The 26,133-nt window shown below is 64.2% G+C and carries 15 protein-coding genes; 6 read left to right on the top strand and 9 right to left on the bottom strand.

Annotated elements, in window-relative coordinates; genetic code table 11:
* The first annotated feature begins 37 nt into the window (after positions 1-37).
* The 3 genes from X566_RS19705 to X566_RS19695 all read left to right on the top strand — a co-directional run bounded on the left by X566_RS19705 (position 38) and on the right by X566_RS19695 (position 5,970).
* Positions 38-1,507: a YcjX family protein gene (locus X566_RS19705; RefSeq protein WP_034470795.1), complete on the top strand. Its 1,470-nt coding sequence runs from the start codon at positions 38-40 to the stop codon at positions 1,505-1,507.
* Positions 1,504-2,541, top strand: a complete 1,038-nt coding sequence (locus X566_RS19700) for a YcjF family protein (protein WP_034470793.1) — start codon at positions 1,504-1,506, stop codon at positions 2,539-2,541. Before X566_RS19705 ends, X566_RS19700 begins: the two co-directional genes overlap by 4 nt.
* A gap of 177 nt (positions 2,542-2,718) precedes the next feature.
* A complete protein-coding gene (locus X566_RS19695) occupies positions 2,719-5,970 on the top strand; it encodes a carboxyl transferase domain-containing protein (RefSeq protein WP_034472525.1) in 3,252 nt (1,083 codons plus the stop codon).
* Positions 5,971-5,976: 6 nt separating this feature from the next.
* On the opposite strand, the gene X566_RS19690 is transcribed toward X566_RS19695, so the two are convergent.
* The 5 genes from X566_RS19690 to X566_RS19670 are packed head-to-tail and all read right to left on the bottom strand — an operon-like array spanning position 5,977 to position 16,976.
* A complete protein-coding gene (locus X566_RS19690) occupies positions 5,977-7,944 on the bottom strand; it encodes an ABC transporter ATP-binding protein/permease (protein WP_051444371.1) in 1,968 nt (655 codons plus the stop codon).
* A 41-nt stretch (positions 7,945-7,985) separates the two neighbouring features.
* A complete protein-coding gene (locus tag X566_RS19685; RefSeq protein ID WP_034470791.1) occupies positions 7,986-11,093 on the bottom strand; it encodes an efflux RND transporter permease subunit in 3,108 nt (1,035 codons plus the stop codon).
* Positions 11,090-14,221, bottom strand: coding sequence for an efflux RND transporter permease subunit (locus X566_RS19680; RefSeq protein WP_034470789.1), 3,132 nt, complete (start codon positions 14,219-14,221; stop codon positions 11,090-11,092). Before X566_RS19680 ends, X566_RS19685 begins: the two co-directional genes overlap by 4 nt.
* A 30-nt stretch (positions 14,222-14,251) precedes the next feature.
* Positions 14,252-15,586, bottom strand: a complete 1,335-nt coding sequence (locus X566_RS19675) for an efflux RND transporter periplasmic adaptor subunit (protein WP_034470787.1) — start codon at positions 15,584-15,586, stop codon at positions 14,252-14,254.
* A complete protein-coding gene (locus X566_RS19670) occupies positions 15,576-16,976 on the bottom strand; it encodes an efflux transporter outer membrane subunit (RefSeq protein WP_051444370.1) in 1,401 nt (466 codons plus the stop codon). Before X566_RS19670 ends, X566_RS19675 begins: the two co-directional genes overlap by 11 nt.
* A gap of 527 nt (positions 16,977-17,503) precedes the next feature.
* Between X566_RS19670 and X566_RS19665 the strand changes: the two genes are divergently transcribed.
* Positions 17,504-18,733, top strand: a complete 1,230-nt coding sequence (locus X566_RS19665; protein ID WP_034470784.1) for a cyclopropane-fatty-acyl-phospholipid synthase family protein — start codon at positions 17,504-17,506, stop codon at positions 18,731-18,733.
* Positions 18,734-18,871: 138 nt separating this feature from the next.
* Positions 18,872-19,912, top strand: a complete 1,041-nt coding sequence (locus X566_RS19660; RefSeq protein WP_034470782.1) for a cysteine synthase A — start codon at positions 18,872-18,874, stop codon at positions 19,910-19,912.
* Positions 19,913-19,966: 54 nt separating this feature from the next.
* Here the strand turns inward: X566_RS19660 and X566_RS19655 are convergent, their stop codons facing one another.
* From X566_RS19655 to X566_RS19640, 4 genes are read right to left on the bottom strand one after another with little or no spacing between them, the layout of a single operon-like run.
* On the bottom strand, positions 19,967-20,704 hold the full coding sequence (locus tag X566_RS19655; protein ID WP_034470780.1) for an amino acid ABC transporter ATP-binding protein: 738 nt from the start codon (positions 20,702-20,704) through the stop codon (positions 19,967-19,969).
* Between the two features lie 56 nt (positions 20,705-20,760).
* The gene (locus tag X566_RS19650; protein WP_034470778.1) at positions 20,761-22,290 is read right to left on the bottom strand and encodes an amino acid ABC transporter permease; all 1,530 of its coding nucleotides are present in this window, start codon (positions 22,288-22,290) and stop codon (positions 20,761-20,763) included.
* A gap of 30 nt (positions 22,291-22,320) precedes the next feature.
* Entirely contained in the window at positions 22,321-23,526 is a 1,206-nt protein-coding gene (locus tag X566_RS19645) for an amino acid ABC transporter permease (protein ID WP_034470774.1), read from the bottom strand.
* 26 nt (positions 23,527-23,552) lie between these two features.
* A complete protein-coding gene (locus X566_RS19640) occupies positions 23,553-24,569 on the bottom strand; it encodes an amino acid ABC transporter substrate-binding protein (RefSeq protein ID WP_034470772.1) in 1,017 nt (338 codons plus the stop codon).
* Positions 24,570-24,903: 334 nt separating this feature from the next.
* Between X566_RS19640 and metC the strand changes: the two genes are divergently transcribed.
* Positions 24,904-26,103, top strand: coding sequence for a cystathionine beta-lyase (gene metC / locus X566_RS19635; protein ID WP_034470770.1), 1,200 nt, complete (start codon positions 24,904-24,906; stop codon positions 26,101-26,103).
* Positions 26,104-26,133: the final 30 nt, after the last annotated feature.

The raw sequence follows: 26,133 nt of genomic DNA, 5'->3' as shown, positions 1-26,133 counted from the left end.
CCTGCGACTCTGTCGCGCCCGTGGAACTGAGATTTTGATGCCGCCAGGCCTGTCCGACCTGATCGAGGAAACCAAACTCGCCGCCAGCGCGCTGCTCGACTACAGCGGCAGCCTGATCAATCCGACCGTCCGCCTTGGCGTCACCGGCCTGTCGCGCGCCGGTAAGACCGTGTTCATCACCGCGCTGGTGCATGGCCTGCTGCGCGGCGGCCGCTTTCCCGTGTTCGAGGCGCTGTCGAGCGGCCGGATCGGCAGCACACGGCTAGAGCCGCAGCCGGACGACACCATCCCCCGCTTCGACTACGAGAACCATCTCGCGGCCCTGATCGAGGAGCGCCGCTGGCCCGCCTCCACCGTCGATATCAGCGAGTTGCGGCTCGTGATCGACTATCAGCGGCGGAGCGGCGCGATGCGAACGCTGACACTGGATATCTCTGACTATCCCGGCGAGTGGCTGCTCGACCTGCCGCTGCTCGACAAGAACTACGAGCAATGGTCGGCGGAAAGCCTGGCGCTGTCGCGCGAAGGCCCGCGCAAGCGGATCGCCGCCGACTGGCACGCGCATCTGGCAACGCTGACGCCGACCGGCCCCGCCGACGAGCAAGCCACACTCACGGCGGCAAAGCTGTTCACCGCCTATCTCAAGGCCTGCCGCGACGAACAGTATGCAATGAGCCTCTTGCCGCCGGGCCGCTTTCTCCTGCCCGGCAGCGTTGCCGGCTCGCCTGCGCTGACGTTTGCCCCGCTCGATGTCCCGGTGGACGGCTCCGCGCCATCGGGCTCACTCTGGGCGATGATGCAACGGCGCTACGACGCGTATGTCTCCGCCCTCGTCCGACCGTTTTTCCGCGATCACTTTGCAAGGCTCGACCGGCAGATCGTGCTGGTGGATGCGCTGGGAGCGCTCAATGCTGGTCCCGACGCGCTGCATGATCTGCAGGCGGCGCTGAATGCGATCCACGACTGCTTTCGCGTCGGCCAACGTTCGTTTCTGAGCGCGCTGTTCCGGCCGCGCATCGACCGGATCCTGTTTGCGGCCACCAAGGCGGATCATCTGCATCACCTCAATCACGACCGGATGGAGGCGATCGTCGCGCATATGGTGAGGCAGGCGACCGAGCGCTCGCAATCCGCCGGTGCGGCCATCGACGTGGTGGCGCTGGCGGCGATCCGCGCCACGCGCGAGGCGCGGGTGCAGCGCGGCCGTGAGGACCTGCCCTCGATCATCGGCACGCCCGCCGCTGGCGAGACCTCGAACGGCACGGTGTTCGACGGCAAGACCGAGGTGGCCACATTCCCCGGCGATCTTCCCGACGATCCGGCCGCCCTGTTCGCGCCAGGCAGCGCCTTCAAGGGACTGTCGCACACTGGGCATGACGACGCAGACTATCGCTTCCTGCGCTTCCGGCCGCCGCCGCTCGAACGCGGGCCTGACGGCGAGCCTGCCTTCCCGCACATCCGGATGGATCGCGCGTTGCAATTCCTGATCGGAGACAAGCTCGAATGAGTGCTGACAACGAGCGGCGCAAGCCAGCGGCCTTCCGGCTGGACGATCCGGGCGTGATCGTGACCGCTTCGCCTGCGGACAATGCGCCGCCGCTGTCGTCCCCGAAGAGCGTGCGCGTGCAGCCGGAGGTTGATGTCTTCGCAGCGCCGGTCCCGGTCGATGCACTGCCGCCAGCGCGAAGGGGATTTCGCTGGGGCACGCTGTTCTGGTCGGCGCTCACCGGTTTCGTCTCGCTCGCGGCGGGCCTTGCCGTTACGCGCATGATCGAGGACCTGTTCGCGCGCTCGCAGGCGCTCGGCATCATCGGCGCCGTGCTTGCGGGTCTCGCGGCATTCGCCCTACTGATCATCGTCGGACGGGAACTGTTCGCACTATTCCGGCTTGCGGCGATCGAGAAACTGCACACCCGCGCAGCGGCCGTGCTTGCCAACGATGATCGTGACGAGGCGCGTGCCGTAGTCGCGGACCTCTTGAAGCTCGCACAGGAGAATCCGAAGCTCGCCCGCGGCCGGACCGCCCTCACCAGCCATGTCGGCGATATCATCGACGGCGCCGATCTGATCCGTCTTGCCGAACGTGAGTTGATGGCGCCGCTCGACGACGAAGCGCGGCGCCTGATCTCGCAGGCGGCGCAGCGGGTCTCGGTCGTCACGGCCGTCAGCCCGCGCGCGGCCGTCGACATGCTGTTCGTACTCGTGTCCACTTTGCGCCTGATCAGGCAGATCGCCAGGCTCTATGGCGGTCGCCCCGGCTGGCTCGGTCTGGTCCGGCTGTTCCGTCAGGCCATCACCCATCTCGCCGTTACCGGCAGCGTCGCCATCGGTGACAGCCTGATATCGCAGGTGCTAGGGCATGGCCTCGCCGCGCGGCTATCGTCCAAGCTCGGCGAAGGCATTCTGAACGGCTTCCTGACGGCGCGGCTCGGCCTTGCCGCCGTGGACGTGATCCGCCCGCTTCCGTTCTCGACACTGCCGCGTCCAGCCCTGTCCGATTTGGTCAAAGACTTGACGCGCAGCAGCGACAGCAACACGTAAGCGCGCGGTCAAGGCAAGCGCATTCGCCTTGCGCGCCGCGCGCGGCCGTATTCGTCTGGCCCCCTTCTCCCGCAGCAGCATCTTGCGGCATCTTCCCTGATCGGAAGAACCGGCAAGCTGTGCCGGCAGCACGTTCGGTCATCGCGGACCGGCGCGAAAGAAGGGATGAGAAACGAGATGTTTGCACGCGTTCTGATCGCCAACCGCGGCGAGATTGCGATCCGCATCGCCCGCACCGCCGCCGATCTCGGCATCGCGACCGTGGCGGTCTACCCACAGGACGACGTCAAGTCGGCGCATGTGCGTGGCGCCGATCAGGCCGTGTTGCTGCCGGGTTCAGGCGCGCGGGCCTATCTCGATATCGCCGCTGTGGTAAAGGCCGCGAAGGATAGCGGCTGCGACTGTGTGCATCCAGGCTACGGCTTCCTCAGCGAGAACGCCGCCTTCGCCCGCGCCTGCGTGGATGCAGGCCTCGTCTTCATCGGCCCATCGCCGGAGGTGCTGGAAACTTTTGGTGATAAGGGCAAGGCACGGACGCTAGCCGAGGCCGTCGGTATACCGATCGTCACCGGCACCGGCGGCGTCGCCGATCTCGATCACATCAAGGCGTTCTTCGGCGGGCTGCCGAAGGGCGCGGCGATGATGATCAAGGCGATCGCCGGCGGCGGCGGCCGCGGCATGCGCATCGTCCGCGACGCCGGCGAGATCGAGGCTGCGTTCGCGGCCTGCCAGCGCGAGGCACAGGCGGCGTTCGGCAACAACGCGGTCTATGCGGAACGACTGATCGAGAAGGCGCGGCATATCGAGGTGCAGGTCGCAGGTGACGGCAGCCATGTAGTGGCCGTCGGCGAGCGCGATTGCAGCCTGCAGCGGCGCAACCAGAAGATTGTCGAGATTGCGCCTGCTCCGAACCTCGACGAGGCCGTGCGGAAGCAGCTGCATGCCGCGTCGGTCAAGCTGTGTGAGGCGGTCGCCTATCGCAGCGTCGGCACGGTGGAGTTCCTGCTGGATGCCGCGAGCGGCGACTTCGCGTTCATCGAGACCAATGCCCGTTTGCAAGTGGAGCACACGATTACTGAAGAGGTGACGGGGGTTGATCTCGTTCGCACGCAGTTTGAACTTGCAGCAGGCAAGACGCTGTCTGCGTTTGGCCTGACGCAAACGCCGCCGGCGCGCGGCTTTGCCGTGCAGGCTCGCGTCTGCCTGGAGAAGCTGTCGGCGGATGGCAAAGTGCTGCCGTCGGGCGGCGTCATCGTGACCTACGAGCCGCCGACCGGCCCCGGCCTTCGCGTCGATGGCTATGGCTATTCCGGCTATACGACCAGTCCGAACTACGACTCCCTGCTCGCCAAGGTGATTGCCCGTGGCGCGACGTTCCCGGAAGCCTGCGCGCGCACCAACCGCGCCTTGGCTGAATTCCGCATTGTCGGCGTCGATACCAATGCCGGCCTGCTGCGGGCGATCCTCGTCAACCCGGCGGTGATCGACGGCACGGCAACGACCCGATTCATCGAGAGCAACACGGCCGAACTGCTCGATGTCGCCAAGACTCTGCCATCCCGCGCGGTCGACGGCGACGCTGCGGCGGCAGTGTCGCAACCGGTCGAGACGGTCGAGGGCGCGGTTGCCGTCGTGGCCCCGCTGCAATCGACGGTCGGTCCGGTCGACGTCAAAGTAGGCGACCTGGTCCGAGCCGGTCAGCAGCTCCTGATCCTTGAAGCAATGAAAATGGAGCATGTCGTCACGGCAACGGAATCGGGACGCGTGGTCAAGATCAGCGCGACGACCGGCGACGTGGTGTTGACGGACCAGCCGTTGGTGTTCATCGCTCCCGAGGACGTCAGCGGCGCGGACACCACCGCCGGCGAGGATGTCGATCTCGATTATATCCGACCGGATCTGGCGGAAGTCCTCGAGCGCTGGCGCATCACCCGCGACGAAGCGCGGCCGCAAGCGGTCGCCATCCGCCGCAAGACCAATCAACGGACCGCGCGGGAGAACATCGACGATCTGGTCGATCCCGGGTCGTTCATCGAATACGGCGCGTTTGCATTGGCCAACCAGCGGCACCGCCGCACACTGGACGAATTGAAAGCGATGAGTCCGGCCGATGGCATGATCTGTGGCGTCGGCAGCGTCAACGGTGCGCTGTTTGCTCCCGAGAAGGCTGCCTGCGTGGCCGTCTCCTATGATTATACGGTGTTCGCGGGTACCCAGGGCAACGTCAATCACCTAAAGACCGACCGCATCCTCAACATCGCCTACGAGCAGAAGCTGCCGATCGTCTGGTTCTGCGAAGGTGGCGGCGGACGACCCGGCGAACAGCCGGGACGGTTCGGCGGCACGCATAGCTTTTCAGCTTATGCACGGTTGTCCGGCGAGGTCCCGAAGATCGCCGTCGTGTCTCGCTACTGCTTCGCCGGCAATGCATCGATCGCCGGCATGTCGGAGATCCTGATCGCGACCAAGGACTCCAACATCGGCATGGCGGGCCCTGCGATGATTGAGGGCGGCGGCATGGGCGTGTTCAAGCCCACCGAGATCGGCCCTCTGCGCGTGCAAAAGGCTAACGGCGTCGTCGATATCGTGGCCGAGGACGAGGCCGACGCGACGCGTATCGCCAAGCAGGCGCTGGGATATTTCCAAGGCCGTCTGACGGAATGGACCTGCGCCGACCAGCGGCTGTTGCGCCGATGCGTGCCGGAGAACCGCCTGCGTGTCTACGACGTGCGGCCGGTGATCGAGACGCTCGCCGATACAGGAACGTTCCTGGAACTGCGCAAGGATTTCGCAGTCGGCCTGATCACCGGCTTCATTCGCATCGAAGGACGTCCCGTCGGCGTGATGGCCAACGACAATCGCTTTCTCGGCGGCGCCATCGACTGCGATGGCTCTGATAAGGCGGCTCGCTTCCTGCAGCTGTGCGACGGCTTCAACATTCCGGTGCTGAGCCTCGTCGACAATCCGGGATTCATGGTGGGTCTGGAAAGCGAGGCGCAGGCGGCGGTGCGCAAGACGTCGCGTCTCTTCATCGCCGCCCGCAAACTCGGCGTACCGCTGTTCAGCGTGGTGCTGCGCAAATGCTATGGGCTCGGCGGCATCGCCATGACCGCGGGCTCGATGGAAGACCCGATGTTCACCGTGTCCTGGCCGACCGGCGAATTCGGCGGCATGGGCCTGGAGGGTGCCGTCAATCTCGCCTACCGCAACGAGATGAACGCCGAGCCGGACCCGGTGAAACGTCGCGCCATCTACGACACGCAGCTCGCGCGGCTTTACGCCGACGGCAAGGCGGTTGAGCACGCGACATACCTGCGCGTCGATGCAGTGATCGACCCCGCCGATACGCGGCGCTGGCTCGTGCAGGGGCTGAACGCCTGCCCGACCCGGCGCGACAGCGGGCCGCGGCGCTACGTCGACGCGTGGTGACGCCCCTCAGGCGCGCTGACGCTTGTCGTTTGCCTGACCGGTGGCTTCACGCCGCGGCGGAGGCCGCCGCAGCCAGCGATTGATCAGCCGCCGCCGGCCAGGCCGTTTGATCAGATCGATGTCGCTGACCAGCCGAGCTCCATCTTTGCGGCGTTCGAGAATGATCTTGCGGCTGTGGAAGGCTTCGAGCTCCGGCCGATGTGCCACGCTGACCACGGTCGCCTGCTTCAGCTCCTGATTGATCAGCGTCATGATCGCGTCCTGGCTCGGCGGATCGAGCGCAGACGTTGCCTCGTCGAGGACGATGATATCCGGCTGATGCAACAGCAGCCGGGCGAAAGCGAGCCGCTGCTTTTCGCCGCCTGACAACGTCTGATCCCAGGGAGCCTCCTCCTCGATCCGCTCCTTCAGATGGCCAAGCCCGACCTTCTCGAGCGCTTCGCCGACCTGCTGCTCGTCCCAATCCTCAGCCGGCGCCGGATACGTGACCGCGCGCCGCAATGTCCCCGCGGGCACATAAGGCTTCTGCGGCAGCATGAAGACGCGGCCGTTCTTCTGAAATTCGACGCTGCCGTCGCCCCAGGGCCAGAGACCGGCAATGGCGCGAACCAGCGTGCTCTTGCCGGTGCCGGACTCGCCCGCCACCAGCACACGCTCGCCGGGCTCGATCGCAACCTCGGCCTCGTTGACCACCGCGGTCCCGTCGTCGAGCGTGACTGAAAGATCGTTGAGGCGCAGCGCGTATTCGGTCTCGCCGCGCTCGATGCGTCCGGTCCCCTCGCCTGACTCCGCCCGCTCCAGCGCGTCGAGCGAGACCATCAGCGATGCAATGCGCCGGGCACCGGCGGTCCATTCCGCAAGACGCGGATAATTGTCCACTAGCCAGCCAAACGCGCTCTGCACGATGGTAAAGGCGGAAGCCGCCTGCATCACCTGGCCAAGCGTCATGCTGCCGTCGAGATACTTCGGTGCCGCAAGCAGGATGGGAATGGCAGGCGCGATGACGCTGGAGCCTTGCGAAACGATCGTCGTGCGCATGTGCTGTCCGCAGATCCTGGCCCACTGCCTCAGCACACTGCCGAATGACCGATCGATTCCCGCACGCTCCTCGTCTTCGCCGCCGAGCAAGGCGATGCTCTCACCGTTCTCGCGGATGCGCGTCAGCGCGTACCGGTACTCGGCCTCCGCCTGGTTTTTATCCTCCGAGACGACGACGAAGTTCTTGCCGATCCACAACATCGCCGTGCTGGCGACCGCCGCATAGAGCACTGCGGCGATGACCAGGAAGCCCGGCACGGTAACCGTGCTGCCGCCGATCGTCAGCGTCAGCGCGCCACCGATGGTCCAGAGCACGACGATGAACGTCGTCGCCGACAGGAATGCCGAGGTAACGCCCGCGGCGAAATCGACCGGCGCGTCGGTCGCGACGCGAAGATCGTCAGCAATTCGGAATTCGGGATTCTTGTGATCGCCGCTGACAAGATTGAGCTGGTAGTAACGCCCGCTCGTCAGCCATCGATCAACCACTGCGGTGTTGAGCCAGGCCCGCCACCGGCGTTGGATGGTCATGCGCGCATACACCAGTGCGACGCTCAGCGCGATGCTTCCCGCCGCCAGCGGCACGAAGATCGCGATCAGGTGGAAGACCGTGGCCGAGTCTTTCTTCTCGAGCGCATCGAAGATGTGCCGGTTCCAGACGTTGATGCCATACTGAATGCAAAGATTGACCACGATCAGAAGCAGCAGCCCGCCGCTCAACACCCACGCCAGAGGCGCGCCGTTGCGGCCCCAGAAACCCTTCGCGCTCAGCCAGAATCGTCCGAGCAGATAGCGGCGGCGGAGCTGTTCGAATGCCTCGCGCGACTCGATATCGGTGGGGTCAGGTGGTTGGGAGAATTCAGGCGGCGGGTCGGGCAGCTTTTCTCCGCTTTCGGTGACAGGCTGACCGGGCGGTAACTTGTTGGGCGCGTCCATAACCGGACAAACGCCCATGGAACCGCAAGGTTCCCGACCTCCTACTCGGCGGGCGCGATCTGGGGCTGCGGCCGACCGCTGCGCCGGCGTTTCAATCGGTCCATCAGCAGGTAGACGACCGGCGTCGTGTAGAGCGTGAGGATTTGCGAAACGATCAGGCCGCCGATGATCGTAATGCCCAACGGCCGGCGTAGTTCGGTGCCGGGGCCGGTCGCGACGACGAGCGGCACTGCCGCCAGCAATGCGGCCATGGTCGTCATCAGGATCGGCCGGAAGCGAACCACGCTTGCTTCCAGGATCGCGGTGGCTGGATCGAGACCGCGCTTGCGTTCGCCTTCAAGGGCGAAATCGACGATCATGATGCCGTTCTTCTTGACGATGCCGATCAGCAGGATAATGCCGATGAAGGCGATCACCGTCAGCTGCGTGTTGGTGATCTGCAGCGCCAGCAGCGCGCCGAGGCCTGCCGAGGGCAACGTCGAGATGATCGTCAACGGATGCAGCAGGCTCTCGTAGAGCACGCCGAGAACGATATAGACCGCGATCAGTGCGCCAAGGATCAGAAGCGGCTGTCGCGCAGAGGCTGAGCCGAAATCGCGCGCATTGCCTTCGAACCCTGCCCGGATACCCTCCGGCATATGCAGTTCGGCGACCGCCTGCAGGATGTTTTGTGTCGCCGTCTGCAGCGGCACGTCGGTCTCGGTGGCAAACGAGACGGTCACCGTCGGAAACTGGCCCTGATGATAGACCGCCAGCGGCGAGAGCGCCCGTTCGTAGCGTACCACGGCCGACAGTGGCACCTGCGCGCCGTTGGCGCCTGCAACGTAGATGCGCTCAAGGTTGGACGGATCGCGCTGCAGATCCGGATCGACTTCGAGCACCACCCGATACTGGTTGCGCTGGGTGTAGATGGTGGAAATCTGCCGCTGCGCAAAGGCATTATTCAGAGCATTGTCGATGTCCTGCACGCGCACGCCGAGGCTCGATGCGGCCTGCCGGTCGATCTTCAGCGACAGTTGCAATCCGCCCGGATCGCGGTCGCTGGAGACATCGGTGATGCCTTCCACCGTCTCCAGCCGCTTGGCGACGATCGGCGCCCACTTCTGCAGCAGGTCGAGATCCGGTGAGACCAGCGAGAATTGATAATCGGAATCGCTCTGGCGCGCGCCTGTGCGTACGTCCTGCGCCGCGAACATGAACAAGCGCATCCCCGGCAGCGGGAACAATTTCCGGCGCAGGCGGTCGATCACCTGCTGCGTCGTGACGTTGCCGTCGCGCTCGGCAATCGGCTTCAGCGCGATGAACATCTGCCCCCGGTTCTGACCGCCGCCGAAACCGCCGCCGCCGAGTGACGATCCAAGGGCGTAGACGGCGGGATCGCTCAAGACGATGTCGGCGACCTGCTGCTGCAATGTCAGCATGCTGGCGAACGACACGTCCGCCGAGGCGCGGGTGCCACCGATGATCAGGCCGGAGTCGTCGCTCGGGAAATAGCCCTTCTGTACTTTCACATAGAGCGTGACGGTGGCGGCAATGGTGGCCAGGAAGATCAGCATGGTGAGGACCGGAAACCGTAATACGGTTCGCAGCGTGCCCTCGTACCAGCGGACGATCGGCTGCAGCATTCCCTCGACCAGACGATCGAGCCGGCTCTCCCGGTCGGACAACCCCTCCCGGATGTGATGCGCGCAAATCATCGGCGTCACCGTCAGCGAGACCACGGTGGAGACGATGATGGCGAAGGCCAGCGTCACGGAAAATTCGCGGAACAGGCGCCCGACCACGCCCTCCATGAACATCAGCGGCGTGAAGGCTGCGATCAGCGACAAGCTGATGGCGAATACGGTGAAGCCGATCTGCTTCGCTCCTTCCCGCGCGGCCTGGAACGGCGGCATTCCCTCCTCGAGGTTGCGATACATGTTCTCGATCATGACGATGGCGTCGTCGACGACGAAGCCGACAGAGATCACCAACGCCATCAACGACAGATTGTTGATGGAAAATCCCGCCAGCCACATGCCGGCGAAGGTGCCGGCCAGCGCCAGCGGCACCGACACGCCTGCCGCGATCGTCGGCGTCAGCCGCCGCAGGAAGACGAACACCACCATCATCACCAGGATCGCGGTCGCGACCAGCGTGAATTGCATATCGAGAACACTGGCACGGATCGTCTCGGTGCGATCGGAAAAGACCGTGAGCTCGACACCGGCCGGAATCCACTGCTTCATTTCGGGCAGCAGCGCCTTGACGCGATCGACGGTGTCGATGACGTTTGCGTCGCTCTGCTTGGTGATGGTCAGAAGGACCGATGGCTCCTTGTTGAACCAGGCCGCCGAACGGGTGTTGCGGACCGAATCCTCAATATCGGCGATGTCGGACAGGCGTACGACATTGCCGTTGACCACCTGCACGACGATGTCCTTGAACTCTTCGGCATTGCGCATCTGCCGATTGGTCGAAATCGTCTCGCTTTGACGGTCGTTCTCGAACGCCCCGACCGGCGAAATCGAGTTCGCGTTGACGATCGCCTGGCGCACCACATCGGTCGAAATTCCCGCGCTGGCGAGTGCGCCCGGATTGAGACGGATACGCACGGCCGGCTGTTCCGCGCCGCTGACGTTGACCTCGCCGACGCCGCGAATTTGTGAGATGCGCTGCACCAGCACGGTATCGGCGATATCGTAGAGCGCGCTCGGCAACAGCGTCTTCGATGTCAGCGCGACGATTAGCACAGGAGACGCCGCCGGGTTCGCTTTCCAGAACCGCGGCAGCGAGGGCAGATCGCTCGGCAGGTCCGACAGCGAGGCATTGATCGCCGCCTGCACGTCCCGCGCCGCCCGATCGATGTCACGGCCAAGCGAGAACTGCAGCGATATTCGTGTCGTGCCGAGCGACGACGTCGACGTCATTTGATTGATGCCGGAGATTTCGCCCAGCCGCCGCTCCAGCGGCGCGGCAACGGTCGCCGCCATCACAGTCGGATCGGCACCGGGGCGCGACGCCGACACGCTGATAACGGGAAAGTCGATGTTCGGAACGCTCGCCACCGGCAGCGCGAGGTACGCGACCACACCGGTCAGGAACAGCCCGATCGCAAGCAGGATCGTTCCGACCGGCCGCAGAATGAACGGCTCGGAGAACGAGCTCATGGTTTGGCCTCTGGCGCCTCGGACGCAGGTGGCTGGGAGATCAGCGGGGAGACTCGCGGCTCGAGCCTGCGGTTGAAGCGGTCAAGCGCGAGGTAGATCACGGGCGTCGTATAAAGCGTCAACAATTGGCTCAGCAGCAGGCCGCCGATGATCGAGACGCCGAGCGGAAACCGCAGCTCCGATCCGGTACCGCTTTCGATCGCCAACGGCAGCGCACCAAACAGCGCCGCCATCGTCGTCATCATGATCGGGCGGAAACGCAAGATTGCCGCCTGCACGATCGCCGCCTCCGGCGCCATGCCCTGATGCCGCTCCGCCTCCAACGCGAAGTCGATCATCATGATCGCGTTCTTCTTGACGATGCCCATCAAGAGAATGATGCCGATCAAGCCGATGACCGACAGATCCTCGCCCACCAGCATCAGCGCGAGAATGGCTCCAACACCCGCCGACGGCAGCGTTGAGAGAATCGTGATCGGGTGGATATAGCTCTCATACAGCACGCCGAGGACGATGTAGATCGTGACGATTGCCGCCAGGATCAGCCATGGCTGGCCGCTTAACGAGCGGGCGAACTCGGCCGCGTCGCCCGAATAGACGCCGATGATCGATCCCGGCATGCCGATCCGCTGCTCGGCGCGGGCCACCGCATCCACCGCCTGCCCGAGCGCGGCATCGGGCGCGAGATTGAAGCTCAACGTCACCGCCGGGAATTGCGCCTGGTTGGACAGCGCCAGGGGAGCGGTGGTCCGCTCGATCGTCGCGACAGCGGCGATCGGCACCTGCGCGTCGCCGGCGCCGGGAACATACAGCTTCGACAGCACCGAGGGATCGCGCTGGAACTCGGGCATTGCCTCGAGTACCACGCGGTACTGATTGGCTTGTCCGTAGATGGTTGAAATCTGCCGTTGTCCAAACGCATCGTTCAGCGTGTCGTTGACCGCCTGCATCGAGACGCCCAACTGCCCCGCCCGCTCGCGGTTGACGCGGATTGCCGCGCGCAGGCCGCCCTCCTGATTCTCGGACGAGACATCCCGGAACAGCGGGTCCTTCTGCAACTCGTCGATCAGCTTGTCCGTCCATTCCATCAGCTCGGTCCGGTTCGCGCTCGTCAGCGTGTACTGATATTGCGAGCGGCTGGACCGCGTGCTGATCTGGATGTCCTGCAGCGGCTGGAAATAGACGCGCATGCCGGGCACGCCAGCAACATGCTGCTTGAAGCGGTCGATCACCTGGTCGATCGGGTCATGCCGCTGGTTGCGCGGCTTCAACGTCACGACGATGCGGCCGGTATTCGGCGTCGCATTCACTGGGCCCGCGCCCACCACGGACACCACACCCTCGACGTCGCCGTCCTGCTTCAGGGCATCGGCGACGGCTTTCTGGCGCGTCTGCATCTCGGCGAAGGAGACATCCGGTCCTGCTTCGGTAATGGCAACGATCGATCCGGAATCCTGCAGCGGCAGGAAGCCCTTCGGCGCGACCGCGTAAAGAGCGACCGTGGCGACGATGGTCGCGAACGTCACCCACAGCGTCGCCCGCTGGCGCTCAAGCACCCAGAGCAGCGAGCGGTGATAGGCCTCGACGGTCCAGTCGATCCAGCCGCTGACCAGGGCCATTCCGGGCAGCGCCGATGGCTGGTCGTGCTCGCCGTGGCGCAGGATGCGTGAACACATCATCGGCGTTAGCGTCAGCGACACGACGGCGGAGGTGATGACGGCGATCGTCAGCGTCAGCGCGAATTCGCGGAACATGCGGCCGACCAGGCCGGTCATGAACAAAAGCGGTATGAAGACGGCGATCAGTGAGACCGTCAGCGAGATCACGGTGAAGCCGATCTCGCTGGCGCCCTTCAGCGCGGCATCCATCGCGCTTTCACCCTTCTCCATATGGCGGACGATGTTCTCGATCATGACGATCGCATCGTCGACGACGAAGCCGGTGCCGATCGTCAGCGCCATCAAGGAGAGATTGTCGAGGCTGAAGCCGGCAAACCACATCACCCCGAAGCTCGTGACTAGCGACAGCGGCAGCGCGACACCAGCGATGATCGTCGCCCGCACCGAGCGCAGGAACAGCAGAACCACGAGGACGACGAGGACCACGCTGAGAACCAGCGTGAACTGCACGTCGCGAACCGAAGCGCGGATGGTGTTGGTGCGGTCGGCGACCACCGTGACCTTCACGGCCGCCGGCAGCGAACGTTGCAGGCGCGGAATTTCGGCGTTGATCTGCTTGACCACGTCGATGACGTTGGCGCCCGGCTGGCGCTGGATGTCGAGCACCACCGCCGGCGTGCCCTGATAGGTCGCCGCCGTCTTGTCGTTCTCGAGGCCGTCAACGATCTGGGCGATATCGCCGACCGTCACTGGCGCATTGTTGACGTAGGCGACGACGATCGGCTTGTAGGCATCTGCCGACGTAATCTGATCATTGGCGGTGATACTGTAAGCCTGCTGGGCGCCGTCCAACGATCCTTTCGGTCCCGAAACGTTGGCGCCGGCGATCACTGCGCGGAGATCCTCCATCGAGATGCCGTAGGCAGCCATCCGCGCGAGATCGGCCTGGACCCGCACTGCGGGTTTCAAACTGCCGAGGATGGTGACGCGCCCGACGCCCGCGATCTGACTGAGACGCTGGGCGATCAGCGTATCGGCGATGTCGCTCATGCTGCGGATCGACACTGTGTCCGACGTCAGCGCGAGCGTCATCACCGGCGCGTCCGCCGGATTGACCTTCGCATAGGTCGGCGGATACGGCAGCGTTCGCGGCAGAACGCCGGCCGCTGCGTTGATCGCGGCCTGCACATCCTGCGTCGCGCCATCGATATCGCGGTTGAGATCGAATTGCAGCGAAATCTGGCTGAGGCCGTAGGAACTGGTCGACGTCATCATCGTCAACGCAGGGATCTGGCCGAGCTGCCGTTCCAGCGGCGCAGTGATCAGCGACGCTGTGACGTCCGGGCTCGCGCCAGGCAGCCGCGTCGTCACCTGCACCGTCGGGAAGTCGACCTGCGGCAGCGACGAGACCGGCAGCGCCCAATAGCCGAGGGCGCCGGCGATCATCAGCGCAATGCCGAGCAACGAGGTCGCAATCGGCCTGCGGATAAATGGTTCAGAGACGCTCATCGCATCTGCGCCCTTGGCCAGACTTCGTGGTTACTTCTGCGGCGCGCCGCCGGCGGCCGGAGGCGGCGCCTTGGCACCCTGCCCCTGCGCGGACCCTTGTCCCTTCTGACCACCGCCAGGCCCGTTCTTGCCGCCTTGCCTGCGGCGCGGCGCCAGATCGGGCGTCGGGGCGTTCTGATCGCTGCCGATCATCACCTTGGCCCCTTCCGCCAGATTGGCAAAGCCCGTCGTCACCACGCGATCTTGCGCCGTGAGGCCGGTTCCGATCACGGCGTCGGTATCGTTCTGCTGCGTCACCGTGACCGGCTTTGCCGTTACGGTGTCGTCGGCGCCGATCACGTACGCATAAGTCCCGCTCGGGCCGCGCTGCACGGCCGCGGTCGGCACGACGACGGCCTGGTGCAGCGTATCGACCTTGATCCGAACGTTGACGAATTGTCCCGGCCACAGCACCAATTGCGGATTTGGGAACTGGGCCTTCAGCTTGACGGTGCCGGTCGCCGGATCGACCTGGTTGTCGATGCCTTCGAGCGCACCGGTCTCGACGACGGTCCGGCCGTCGTTGCCGAAGACATCGACTTGCAGCGGCCCCTTGGCGAAGGCGGCGTTGACGCGAGCGAGCTGCTGCTGTGGCAGGCTGAACTGCACCGCGATCGGCTTCAGCTGGGTGATGACGACGAGGCCGTTGGCATCCGAGGAGCGAATGATGTTGCCCTGATCGACCAGCCGCAATCCGGCCCGCCCGGCCAATGGTGCGGTGATCTTGGTGTAGCTCAGCATGGTTTGAGCATTATCGATCGCGGCCTGGTCCGAACGCACCAGCGCTTCGAGCTGAGCCACCAGCGCCTGCTGGGTATCGGCCTGCTGCTTGGAACCGGCATTCGATTTGGCGAGCTGCTGATAGCGCACGAGGTCCAGCCGCGCATTGGCAAGCGTTGCTTCGTCCTGCGCCTTCTTGGCGAGTGCCTGATCGAGCTGCGCCTGATAGATCGCCGGGTCGATCTCACCCAACACGTCGCCGCGCTCGACATCCTGCCCTTCCTTGAACAGCACCGATGTCAGCTTGCCATCCACCTGGGCGCGCACGGTGACGGTGTTCAGCGCGCGGACCGTGCCGACGCCATCCAGATAGACCGGCACGTCCTGCACGCGCGGCGTTGCCGCAAGCACCGGCACCGGCAGGTTGCGCGGCATCGCATTCTGGTTGGCCGGCCGCTTAAACGAGGTCCAGACGACGTAGCCAAGCCCGCCGAGGATGAAAACGATCAGCGCGGTTGAAACGAGGCGGCTGCGCCAACGCCCACGGCGCGGCGCAACCGCCTCGGCTTGTTGTACGGCATCGTCCGCGTCCGGCTTAAATAGCATCCAACGATCCTTCCGCCGTCAAAGCCCAGCCGCCCCCCAGCGCCTGATAGAGACTGACGATCGCCTGCAGGCGGGCCAACCGCGCCACCGCCAGCGAATCCTCGGCTTGGAACAACGTTTGTTGAGTGTTTAGCACAGTTGTTGTGTCAGCAGTGCCGGCACGCAGCCGCTGTTCGGCCAGATCGAAGGCCCGGCGGGAAGCTGTTACCACCCGGTTCAGCGCCCTGATCTGCTCATTGGTCTGACGGATCGCCACCAAGGCGTTGTTCACGTCGGAGAACGAGGAAATGACGGTCTTGCGATAGGTCTGGACCAGTTCGTCCTGGCGGGCTTTCTGCAGGTCGAAATTGCTCTGGATGCGGAAGCCGTCGAAGATCGGCTGCGTCAGGCCAGCGGCCGCGCTGTAGAAGACCGCCTGCGGCGTGAACAGCGCCGACAGCGCAGCGCTCTGATAGCCGCTCTGGGCCGTTAGCTGGATGGTCGGGAAAAATTGCGCGCGCGCATTACCGACATTGGCGGTCGCGGAGGCTAGTTGTGCTTCGGTGCGGCGGATATCGGGGCGTTGTGTCAGCAGCTCCGACGGCAGGCCCGGCGTCACCCGCGGCAACGCGATCCGCTGCAGGCTGCCGCCGCGCACCGTGAAGCTTTCCGGCGGCCGCGACACCAGCACAGCGAGCGCATTGGTATTTTGCGCCAGGTTTTGACGCAACGGCGGCAGGTTGGCGCGCTGATTGGCGAGCGCGCTCTCCTGCTGGGCGAGATCGAGGTCGGTCGCCGTGCCGACATCGAGGCGTTGCTTGATCGCATCGTAGATGCGCTGTGCGGTGGCGATGTTGTTGTTGGCGATGCGGATGCGATCCTGCGCCAGCAGAACCTGGAAGTAGGCCGTCGCGACGCTGGTCAGCGTCGTCAATGCGACGACATCGCGATCGAAGCGGCTGGCGATCGCGGTTTCGTCGGCCGCAAGCGCGGCGGCGCGATTTTTGCCCCAGAAGTCGATCTCATAGCTGGCGCTGAGCGATACCGAAAACGTCTCGAACTTGCGCCCGCCGATGGTGGTGCTGGAGGTGTTGGCGCCCGACGAGCGCGAATGCGACGCCTGCCCGTTGCCGCTGAGCGCCGGAAACAGCGGCGCGCCCGCCTGCCGAGCCAGCGCATCGGCCTGCAGGAACCGCGCCGTTGCCGCGGCGATGTCGAGGTTGACGGTCTGCGCCTCCTCCATCAGCGAGGTCAATTCCGCAGAACGGAACCCACGCCACCAGTCCAGCGCCGGCTTGGCCGCCTGGGCGTCCGCCCCGGCAGACTTGTACGCCCCGGGAATCGTCAACGCCGGGTCCGGCAGGTCACTGGTCAGGATGCACCCGGACAACAGCAACGGCAGCATCAGCATAGGCGCGATCGGCCGCCGTGAATGGGCAGCCCGGAGCCGGGAAAGACGGTCGGCACAGGAAGACAAGATCGCGCTCTCAGATAACCCGGTGGATCTCATGTTCCCTTTTATCCAGCGGCGCCGATCCCCAATAGCCACCACCGTACAATCGGCCTCCTGGCTGTCATTTACACACAGCTTCGCTCGACAGGCCGTCTGTCACAGATTCGGAAGAAGGCCCAGCAGGTTGGCGATTCATAGGCAGCCGCGGGCCACCGCGATACTTAATAAGATTTCATGTTTGCCACCGGACAGTCCGAACATGCGAAGACGGTCCCCTGATGGTGGCTGCGGCGCCACAGGGACAGACATTTCTGCGAAAGGGCGTGCAGGACGCAACGTCACGCGCGCCGCGGTTGTGGCGCTGAGGTCTTGCGTCCGTCGTACAAAGACGCAAGACTTGCTTCAGAATCTGAAGACCGACAGCACCGGCTCTTGCCCGGACGGGACACCCGGTCGAGAGCCGTTCCAAATGGGTGGTTGGAACGATGCCTGGTCCGATTACGCTTGATCCCAGCACCGTTGGCGCGGCCACTGCGGGCTTGCCCAAATTGGTGCAGATCGCCTTCTTCTATGCCGCGCGCCTGCGACGCGGCACCCTCGACATCACGCTGCCCGACCGGCGGCAGCTCCGATTCGGCGGCGCCGAGCCCGGCCCCACCGCATCGATGACGATCAACAGCTACACCTTTGCCTGGCGACTGATGAAGGGCGGCGACGTCGGCATCGCCGAGGCGTATCTGCGCGGCGAGTGGGATACGCCCGACCTGACGCAGTTCCTTTACATCTTCTGCGTCAATCACGACCTGATCCTGCCGATGTTCCAGCAGAAGACGATTGGACGGGCCGTCCAGGCGGTGCGGCATTGGCTGAAGCGCAACACGCGCGGCCAAGCCAAGCGCAACATTTACGCGCATTACGACATCGGCAACGCGTTCTACAGGTCGTGGCTCGACCCCAGCATGACCTATTCGTCTGCCCTGTTCGAGGACGGCACCAGCGATCTGACGGCCGCGCAGCATAACAAGTACCGACGGCTTGCCGAAGCGATCAACCTGCAGCCGGGACAGACGGTGCTGGAAATCGGCTGCGGCTGGGGCGGCTTCGCCGAGTTCGCGGCCAAGACCTATGGCGTCAAGGTCGTCGGCCTGACGATCTCGCGCGAGCAACGTGACTTCGCCCAACAGCGAATCCACGAGGCGGGTCTGAACGAACGTGTGGAGATCCGTTTTCAGGACTATCGCGACGAGCGCGATCAGTACGACCGCATCGCCTCGATCGAGATGATCGAAGCGGTTGGCGAGGAGTTCTGGCCGAACTACTTCTCGCAATTACGCGACCGGCTGCGGCCGCAAGGGCTCGCGGGCATCCAGGCGATCACGATCCGTGACAGCATGTTCCAGGACTATCGGCGGGAGGTCGATTTCATTCAGCGCTACATTTTCCCGGGCGGCATGCTGCCCTCGCCCGCCGTGCTGAAGACGCTGGGCGATCGGTTCGGCATCCCTGTCATCAAGGAGCGCATCTTCGGGCAAGATTATGCCAGAACGCTGGCCACCTGGAGAACCAACTTCCGCCAGGCCTGGCCCAACCTGAAGCCGCTCGGCTTCGACGAGCGCTTCCGCCGGCTGTGGGAGTATTACCTCGCCTATTGCGAGGCCGGCTTCCTCTCCGGCAACATCGACGTTCGCCAGGTGATCTTCGCCAAGACGGCATGATCCAAAACGGCAACGATCCCGTTCGCATGATGCGGGACATGCGAACCAGGGCCGGAATGCGGGTCTTTCGGCTTGTCCCTTGGGGAGGCGTGAACTAGGGTCACTGCACGTTCCATAAGCAGTCAAGCAGTGCCCTTCATGACCATCCATCAAGACGTCATCACCGCGATCGGAAACACGCCGCTCATCAAGCTGAAGCACGCGTCCGAGCTCACCGGCTGCGAGATTCTCGGCAAGGCCGAGTTCATGAACCCCGGTCAGTCGGTGAAAGATCGCGCAGGCCGGCAGATGATCCTCGAGGCGGAAAAGCGCGGCGAGTTGAAGCCTGGCGGCATGGTGATCGAGTCGACGGCTGGCAACACCGGTATCGGCCTTGCCGTCGTCGCCAGTGCGCGCGGCTACCGGACCGTGATTGTGATCCCGGATACGCAGAGCCAGGAAAAGAAGGACATGCTGCGGCTGTGCGGCGCCGAACTGGTCGAGGTGCCGGTGGTGCCCTATGATAACCCGAACCAGTTCCAACATGTCGGGCGGCGCCTCGCCGAGCAGCTGCGCAAGACCGAGCCGAACGGTGTGCTGTTCGCCGACCAATGGAACAACCTCGACAATCCGAAGGCGCACTACGTCTCGACTGGCCCGGAAATCTGGGAACAGACCGGCGGTAACATCGACGGCTTTATCTGCGCCGTCGGTACCGGCGGCACGCTCGCCGGCACCAGCGCATTCCTGCGCGAGAAGAAAAAGGACATCATCATCGGCCTGGCCGATCCGCACGGTGCGGCGATGTATGACCTGTTCACCAATGGCGTTGCGAAGGCATCGCCGGGCGGCTCGATCACCGAAGGCATCGGCCTCGGCCGGGTGACGCCGGTGGTCAAGGACATGAAGGTCGATCACGCCTATCTGATCTCGGACGAGGAAGCGATCCCGCTGATCTACGACCTGCTCGAGCACGAAGGCCTGTGCATGGGCGGCTCGACGGCGATCAACATCGCCGGCGCGATCCGCCTCGCCAAGGAGCTCGGTCCGGGACACCGCATCGTCACGGTGCTGTGCGACTACGGCAACCGTTACCAGTCGAAGCTGTTCAATCCGGATTTCATGCGCTCCAAGAAGCTGCCAGTGCCGGAATGGCTGGAGCGGCGCAGCAGCATCCAAGTCCCTTACGTCAAGACCTGATCCGGCCGGCCGTAAGCGCAGCCATCGCGCGCTGCTATCTCGCGATTGTCGTGCTCAGCGCAGGATTTGACTGAGGAACAGCTTGGTTCGCGCATGCTGCGGGTTGGCGAAGAAGGCCTGCGGCTCGTTGGCCTCGATGATCTGGCCGGCATCCATAAAGACGATGCGATTGGCGACCTCTCGCGCGAACCCCATCTCATGGGTGACCACCAGCATGGTCATGCCGTCCTTGGCGAGATCGACCATCGTATCCAGCACTTCCTTGACCATCTCCGGATCGAGCGCGGACGTCGGCTCGTCGAACAGCATGACCTTCGGATTCATGGTCAGCGCGCGGGCGATGGCGACGCGCTGCTGCTGGCCGCCCGAAAGCTGCCCGGGAAATTTGTCCGCCTTGTCCGGAATGCGCACGCGCTCGAGATATTTCATCGCGACCGCTTCGGCATCCTTCTTCGGCATGCCGCGTACCCAGATCGGCGCCAGCGTGCAATTGTCGAGCACGGACAGGTGCGGAAACAGGTTAAAGCTCTGGAACACCATGCCGACTTCGCGCCGGACATCATCGATACGCTTGAGGTTCGGGCCGAGCTCGATGCCGTCGACCACGACCTGGCCTTCCTGAAATTCCTCCAGCGCATTGATGCAGCGGATCGTGGTGGACTTGCCCGAGCCTGACGGCCCGCAGATCACGATGCGCTCCCCCTTGCCGACCGACAGGTCGATATCGCGCAGCACATGGAATTCGCCGAACCACTTGTTGAGGCCTGCAATCTTGACCATCGGTTCTGTCATGCGGACCTCACGGCAGTTCGAAGACGATTGTTCAGGAAAACGTTTGCGCGCATGTCCTAGTTCCGGCGATGCGCATTGAGCCGCTTCTCGACGAACAGCGAGTAGCGCGACATCGCGAAGCAAACCACGAAATAGATGATGCCAGCGAAAGCAAAGCCGGTGAACAGCGTTGTCGGCGTCGCCCAGTTCGGATCGGCAAACGAGGCGCGCAGCTGCCCGAGCAAATCGAACATCGCAACGATCTGCACCAGCGTCGTATCCTTGAAGAGTGCGATGAAGCTGTTCACCAGGCCCGGAATAACGTGCCGCAGCGCCTGCGGCATCACGATCAGGCCGGTGGTCTTCCAATACGATAGGCCGAGCGCATTGGCGGCCTCCGCCTGCCCGCGCGGCACGGCGGCGAGCCCGCCGCGGATGACCTCGGCGTTGTAGGCGCCGGAGAACAGCGCCACGCCGACCAGCACGCGGATCATCCCGTCGATGTTGAAGCCCTGCGGCATGAACAGCGGCAGCATGTAAGTCGCAAAGAACAGCACCGTAATCAGCGGTACGCCCCGCCAGAATTCGATGAATGCGACCGAGCTCGCCCGGATCAGCGGAATCTGCGAGCGGCGTCCCAGCGCAAGCGCGATGCCGATCGGCATTGATGCAACGATGCCGGTGATCGACACGACCAGCGTCACCAGCATGCCGCCCCACTCGCGCGTGCCGACGATCGGCAGCCCGCCGTGATGCAATCCCATGACCGCGATCACCAGCGCAATGCCTGCGAACGTGATGAGACAGAGGATCAGGGCCCGCCAGCCGGAGCGGAAGCCTCCGGCGAGGACGAACAGCAACGCCGATATGATGATCGCCGTCAGCATGAAGTCATACCAGACCGGCTGGTTGGAGACCTGCAGGGCATCGCGTGTCAGCGTCAGCGGCAGCAGAACCAACAGCGCCGCGTCGCCGGCCAACGCCACGGCGATGCCGATCCCGGCCAGCAGTTGCGAAAGTCCCGGAACGCCGGCTGCGCTTGCCGTGGCACGCAACCGTCGCCCGCCATCGGCGATGCTGTCGGCGAGCGCCTGCAAGAGATCGGCGAGCCAGCTGATACCGAAACCTTTGATACCACCGCCGTACAGCAGGAAGAACGCAACGACCGGCAGCGCGAAGAAGAACAGCGAAGCGTTCAGCGTCTTGCCCGGAATGCGCGGGATCAGGAGCGGAATCAGCAGGAGGATCGCCAGCGCAAATACGAGATTGACGCGCCAGAGCTGGCTCTGCGGATAGAAGCCATACATGAACTGCTGCAACTTCGCCTGGACGAACGGCCAGCAGGCCCCAACCGTTCGCCCGACCGTTTCCTCGAGGCAGGCGTTGCGGTCAGAGCCCGTCCAGACTGCATCGACGAGCAGGAATTTCACCGTCGGCACGATCGCGAACCACAACAACACCGCCGCGACGATCGTCAGCAGGATGTTGGTCGGCGAGCTGAGCAACCGCGAGCGGACCCAGGCCCACGCGCCGGTCGTCCTGACCGGAGCCGAACGCTGCGGCACGAGTTCGGCACGGACGAAGGGTTGCAGCGATTGATCAGACATGCCGCGCTCTCACCGCCATAGGACCGCTGCTCATCGCGCGAGGCTCCGTCCGAGCCGCCAGTTGTAGAAATTCATCGCCGCGCTGGTGACGAGCGAGATCAAGAGATAGACGCCCATAGTGATGGCGATGATTTCGATCGCCTGCCCTGTCTGGCTCAATGTCGTACCGGCAAAGACCGACACCAGGTCGGGGTATCCGATCGCTACCGCGAGCGACGAGTTCTTGGTCAGGTTGAGGTATTGGTTTGTCAACGGCGGCAAGATCACGCGCAGGGCCTGCGGAACCACGATCAGCCGCAACGTTTCCCCGCGCGACAGGCCAAGCGAAGAACCCGCCTCCATCTGACCTTTGTGGACCGACATAACCCCGGCGCGGACGATCTCGGCGATGAACGCCGCGGTATAGGTCGACAGCGCCAGCACGAGCGCGACGAATTCTGGGATCAGCCGCGAACCGCCCGCAAAATTGAAGCCGCGCAGAACCGGCATTTCGAACATCACCGGGATGCCGAAGATCAGCGTCGAGACCAGCGGAAAGCCGATCAGCATGCCGATCACCCACGGCCAGATCCGGATCTTCTGGCCGGTCGCGAACAGTCGCCGGCGCGTGTAGATGCGCAAAGCGAAGCTGCCGAGAATCGCGGCGAGCAGCGCGAACATGAACGGCTCGAAGCCGGGCTCGCCCACGGGCCGCGGCACGATCAGGCCACGGCTGTTGATGAACACCGCATCGAACAGCGACAGGCTTTGCCGTGGCGGCGGCAAGGTCGCGAGCACGGCGAGGTACCAGAACAGCAACTGGAACAGCAGCGGCAGGTTCCGCACGATCTCGACGTAGCCGCCGGACAGCCGCGACACCAGCCAGTTCGGCGACAGGCGTCCAAGGCCGACCAAGAATCCGATGATAGTCGCCAAGATGATGCCGATCACCGAGACCAGCAGCGTGTTGAGCAGGCCGACGAAGAACACCCGCAAGTAGGTGTCGGATTCCTGATACGGAATCAGGTTTTGGCTGGTCGCGAACCCGGCCGTGTTCTGCAGAAAGCCGAAGCCGGTCGCGATGCGCTGGGCCTGGAGGTTGGCCTGGGCGTTCGAATAGATTTCGTAGCCCAGCCAGATGACGAAGGCGACGAAGGCGAGCTGCGCCGCGAAGCCGCCCCACCCGGCACGCCCGCCAAGGGCGCGCCGAAGATGCAGGCTGAAATGACGCGGTGGCTTTCTCGGTTCGATCGCCATCGCTGCGCCCCCATTACACCGCCCGATCAGCGAATCGGCGGCGCGTACTGCAGACCTCCCTCGTTCCAGAGGCGATTGAGACCACGGGAGATACCGAGCTTGGAGCCGGCGCCAACGTTGCGATCGAACGACTCACCGTAGTTGCCGACGGCCTTGATGATGCGGACTACCCAATCCTTGGTCAGGCCAAGCTGTTCGCCCAGATTGCCGTCCGTTCCCAGCAGGCGTTTCACCTCGGGCTTGTCGGATTTGAGCATCTCGTNGACGTTCTTCTGCGTGATGCCGAGCTCTTCCGCGTTGACCATCGCAAAGTGCGTCCACTTGACGATGTCGAACCACTGGTCGTCGCCATGGCGGACCACGGTGGCGAGCGGCTCCTTCGAGATCACCTCCGGCAGCACGATATGGTCGTCCGGTTTGGCGAGCTTCAGCCGCTCTGCATAGACTTGCGAGACGTCGGAGGTGAAGGTGTCGCAGCGGCCCGCCTCATAAGCCTTGATCGTCTCATCGGCGGTCGAGAACGCGATCACCTCGTACTTCATCTTGTGGGCCTTGAAGTAGTCGGCGAGGTTCTGCTCGTTGGTGGTGCCGGTCTGCACGCAAGCGGACGCACTGTTCAGTTCGAGCGCCGAATTGACCTTGAGCGACTTACGGACCAGGAAGCCCTGTCCGTCATAATAGTTGACCGCGGTGAAGTTCAGGCCGAGCTGGGTGTCGCGCGAGAGCGTCCAGGTCGTGTTGCGCGACAGCACGTCGATTTCGCCGGACTGCAGCGCGGTGAAGCGATCCTTGGCCGACAGCGGCACGAATTTGATCTTGGTCGGGTCGTCGAGGACCACCGCTGCGATGGCCCGGCAGAGATCGACATCGAGGCCGGTCCAGTTGCCCTTGTCGTCGGGAGCGGAGAAGCCCGGCAGACCGCTGGTCACGCCGCAGGACAGAATGCCGCGATCCTTCACCGTCTTCAGGGTCTGAGCGGAAGCCGTTCCGGCAGGTACGGCGGCTGCAAGCGCAAGCGTCAGAATCAGGGAAGCACGTTTCATGGGTGAACCTTTCGCTCAAGTCGTGATGATTGGGGGCTGGGCGGCGGATCGATAACGCCTGCCGGCAGCTCGCTTCCCGAGCAGAACCGACTGGCGGTTCGTTTCGGGGAATGAAACCGTTCAAATGCGATGCGATCTCTACGCACGTTGAAACTCTCGGGGCAGGACGCCCCTCTTTAGACCGCATCACAGAACGATTGAAGAGACGGGTCAAGGGGTTGACGCAAGACTTCCCTCCCTTCTTATGATCTAGACTGCGGTCACGTACGTCATGCCCAATCCTCCAGCAGGACGGACGTGATAAGCGGCAATCGATTGATCCGAAACTAGACCAATGAGCCGATCCACACCCCCTGACGATTTGCCGCTCCAGCCCGAGACCCGTCTCGTCACCGCCGGCCGCGAGCCGCGCTTTCTGCACGGCTTCATCAATCCGCCGATCGTCCGGGGCTCGACGGTGCTCTATCCGACCGCGGACGACATCCGCCACGACCGCGGCGAATTCCAGTACGGCCGGCAAGGGACGCCCACCACAAAGGCGCTGTCCGATGCATTGGCGACCCTGGAAGGGCCGAACTGCGCGGGCGTCGCATTGTTGCCGTCAGGCCTTGCGGCGATCTCGACCGCCTTGCTAGCAGTGCTGAAGCATGGCGATCACCTGCTCGTGTCCGACAGCGTCTATCAGCCTACGCGGCGCTTCTGCGGCGGCTTGCTCGCCCGTTACGGAATCGAGACCAGCTATTACGATCCGCTGATCGGCAGCGGCATCGCAAGCTTGTTCAAGCCGAACACCCGCGCGGTCCTGATCGAAGCGCCGGGCTCGCAATCCTTCGAGATGCCGGACACGCCGGCGATTGCTGCTGCAGCGCACGCACATGGTGCGCTGGTCCTGAACGACAACACCTGGGCGACGCCGCTGTACTTCCGCTCGTTCGACAAGGGCGTGGACGTTTCGATCCATGCCGCGACCAAGTATATCGGCGGTCATTCCGACATCATGTTCGGAGCGATTTCCGCTAACGCCTCCGCGTGGCCCGCGATCGCCGAAGCCGTGCACCTGCTCGGGCAGTGTGCGGGCCCTGACGACGTGTTCCTCGCGTTGCGGGGCCTGCGCACGCTCGCGATCCGCCTGGCCCATCATCAACGCTCGGCGCTCGAGATGGCGCGATGGCTGGAACAGCGGCCGGAGGTGCTGCGGGTTCTGCATCCAGCGCTGGAAAGCGATCCGGGGCACGCAATCTGGAAACGGGATTTCACCGGCTCCAGCGGCCTGTTCAGCGTCGTCCTCAAGCCGGTCGCCGAGAAGGCTGTGGATGCCTTCCTCGACCGCCTGACGCTGTTCGGCATGGGATACTCGTGGGGCGGCTATGAAAGCCTGGTGATCCCGTTCGACTGTTCGGGCTACCGCACGGCCACCACCTGGGCCCCCGGCGGGCCGACGCTGCGCTTCCACATCGGGCTCGAGGATGTGAACGACCTGAAGGCGGATCTCGTGCGCGGATTCGAGGCGCTCGCGGCGGAGAGCGGGCGCTGAACGCGCCATAGCGGACATCATGGCGGCTGC

The sequence above is a fragment of the Afipia sp. P52-10 genome, from assembly GCF_000516555.1.
In the GTDB taxonomy this organism is placed as follows: domain Bacteria; phylum Pseudomonadota; class Alphaproteobacteria; order Rhizobiales; family Xanthobacteraceae; genus P52-10.
Note: the sequence above shows the minus strand (reverse complement) of the source record. Positions and strands in the feature narration are given on the sequence as shown.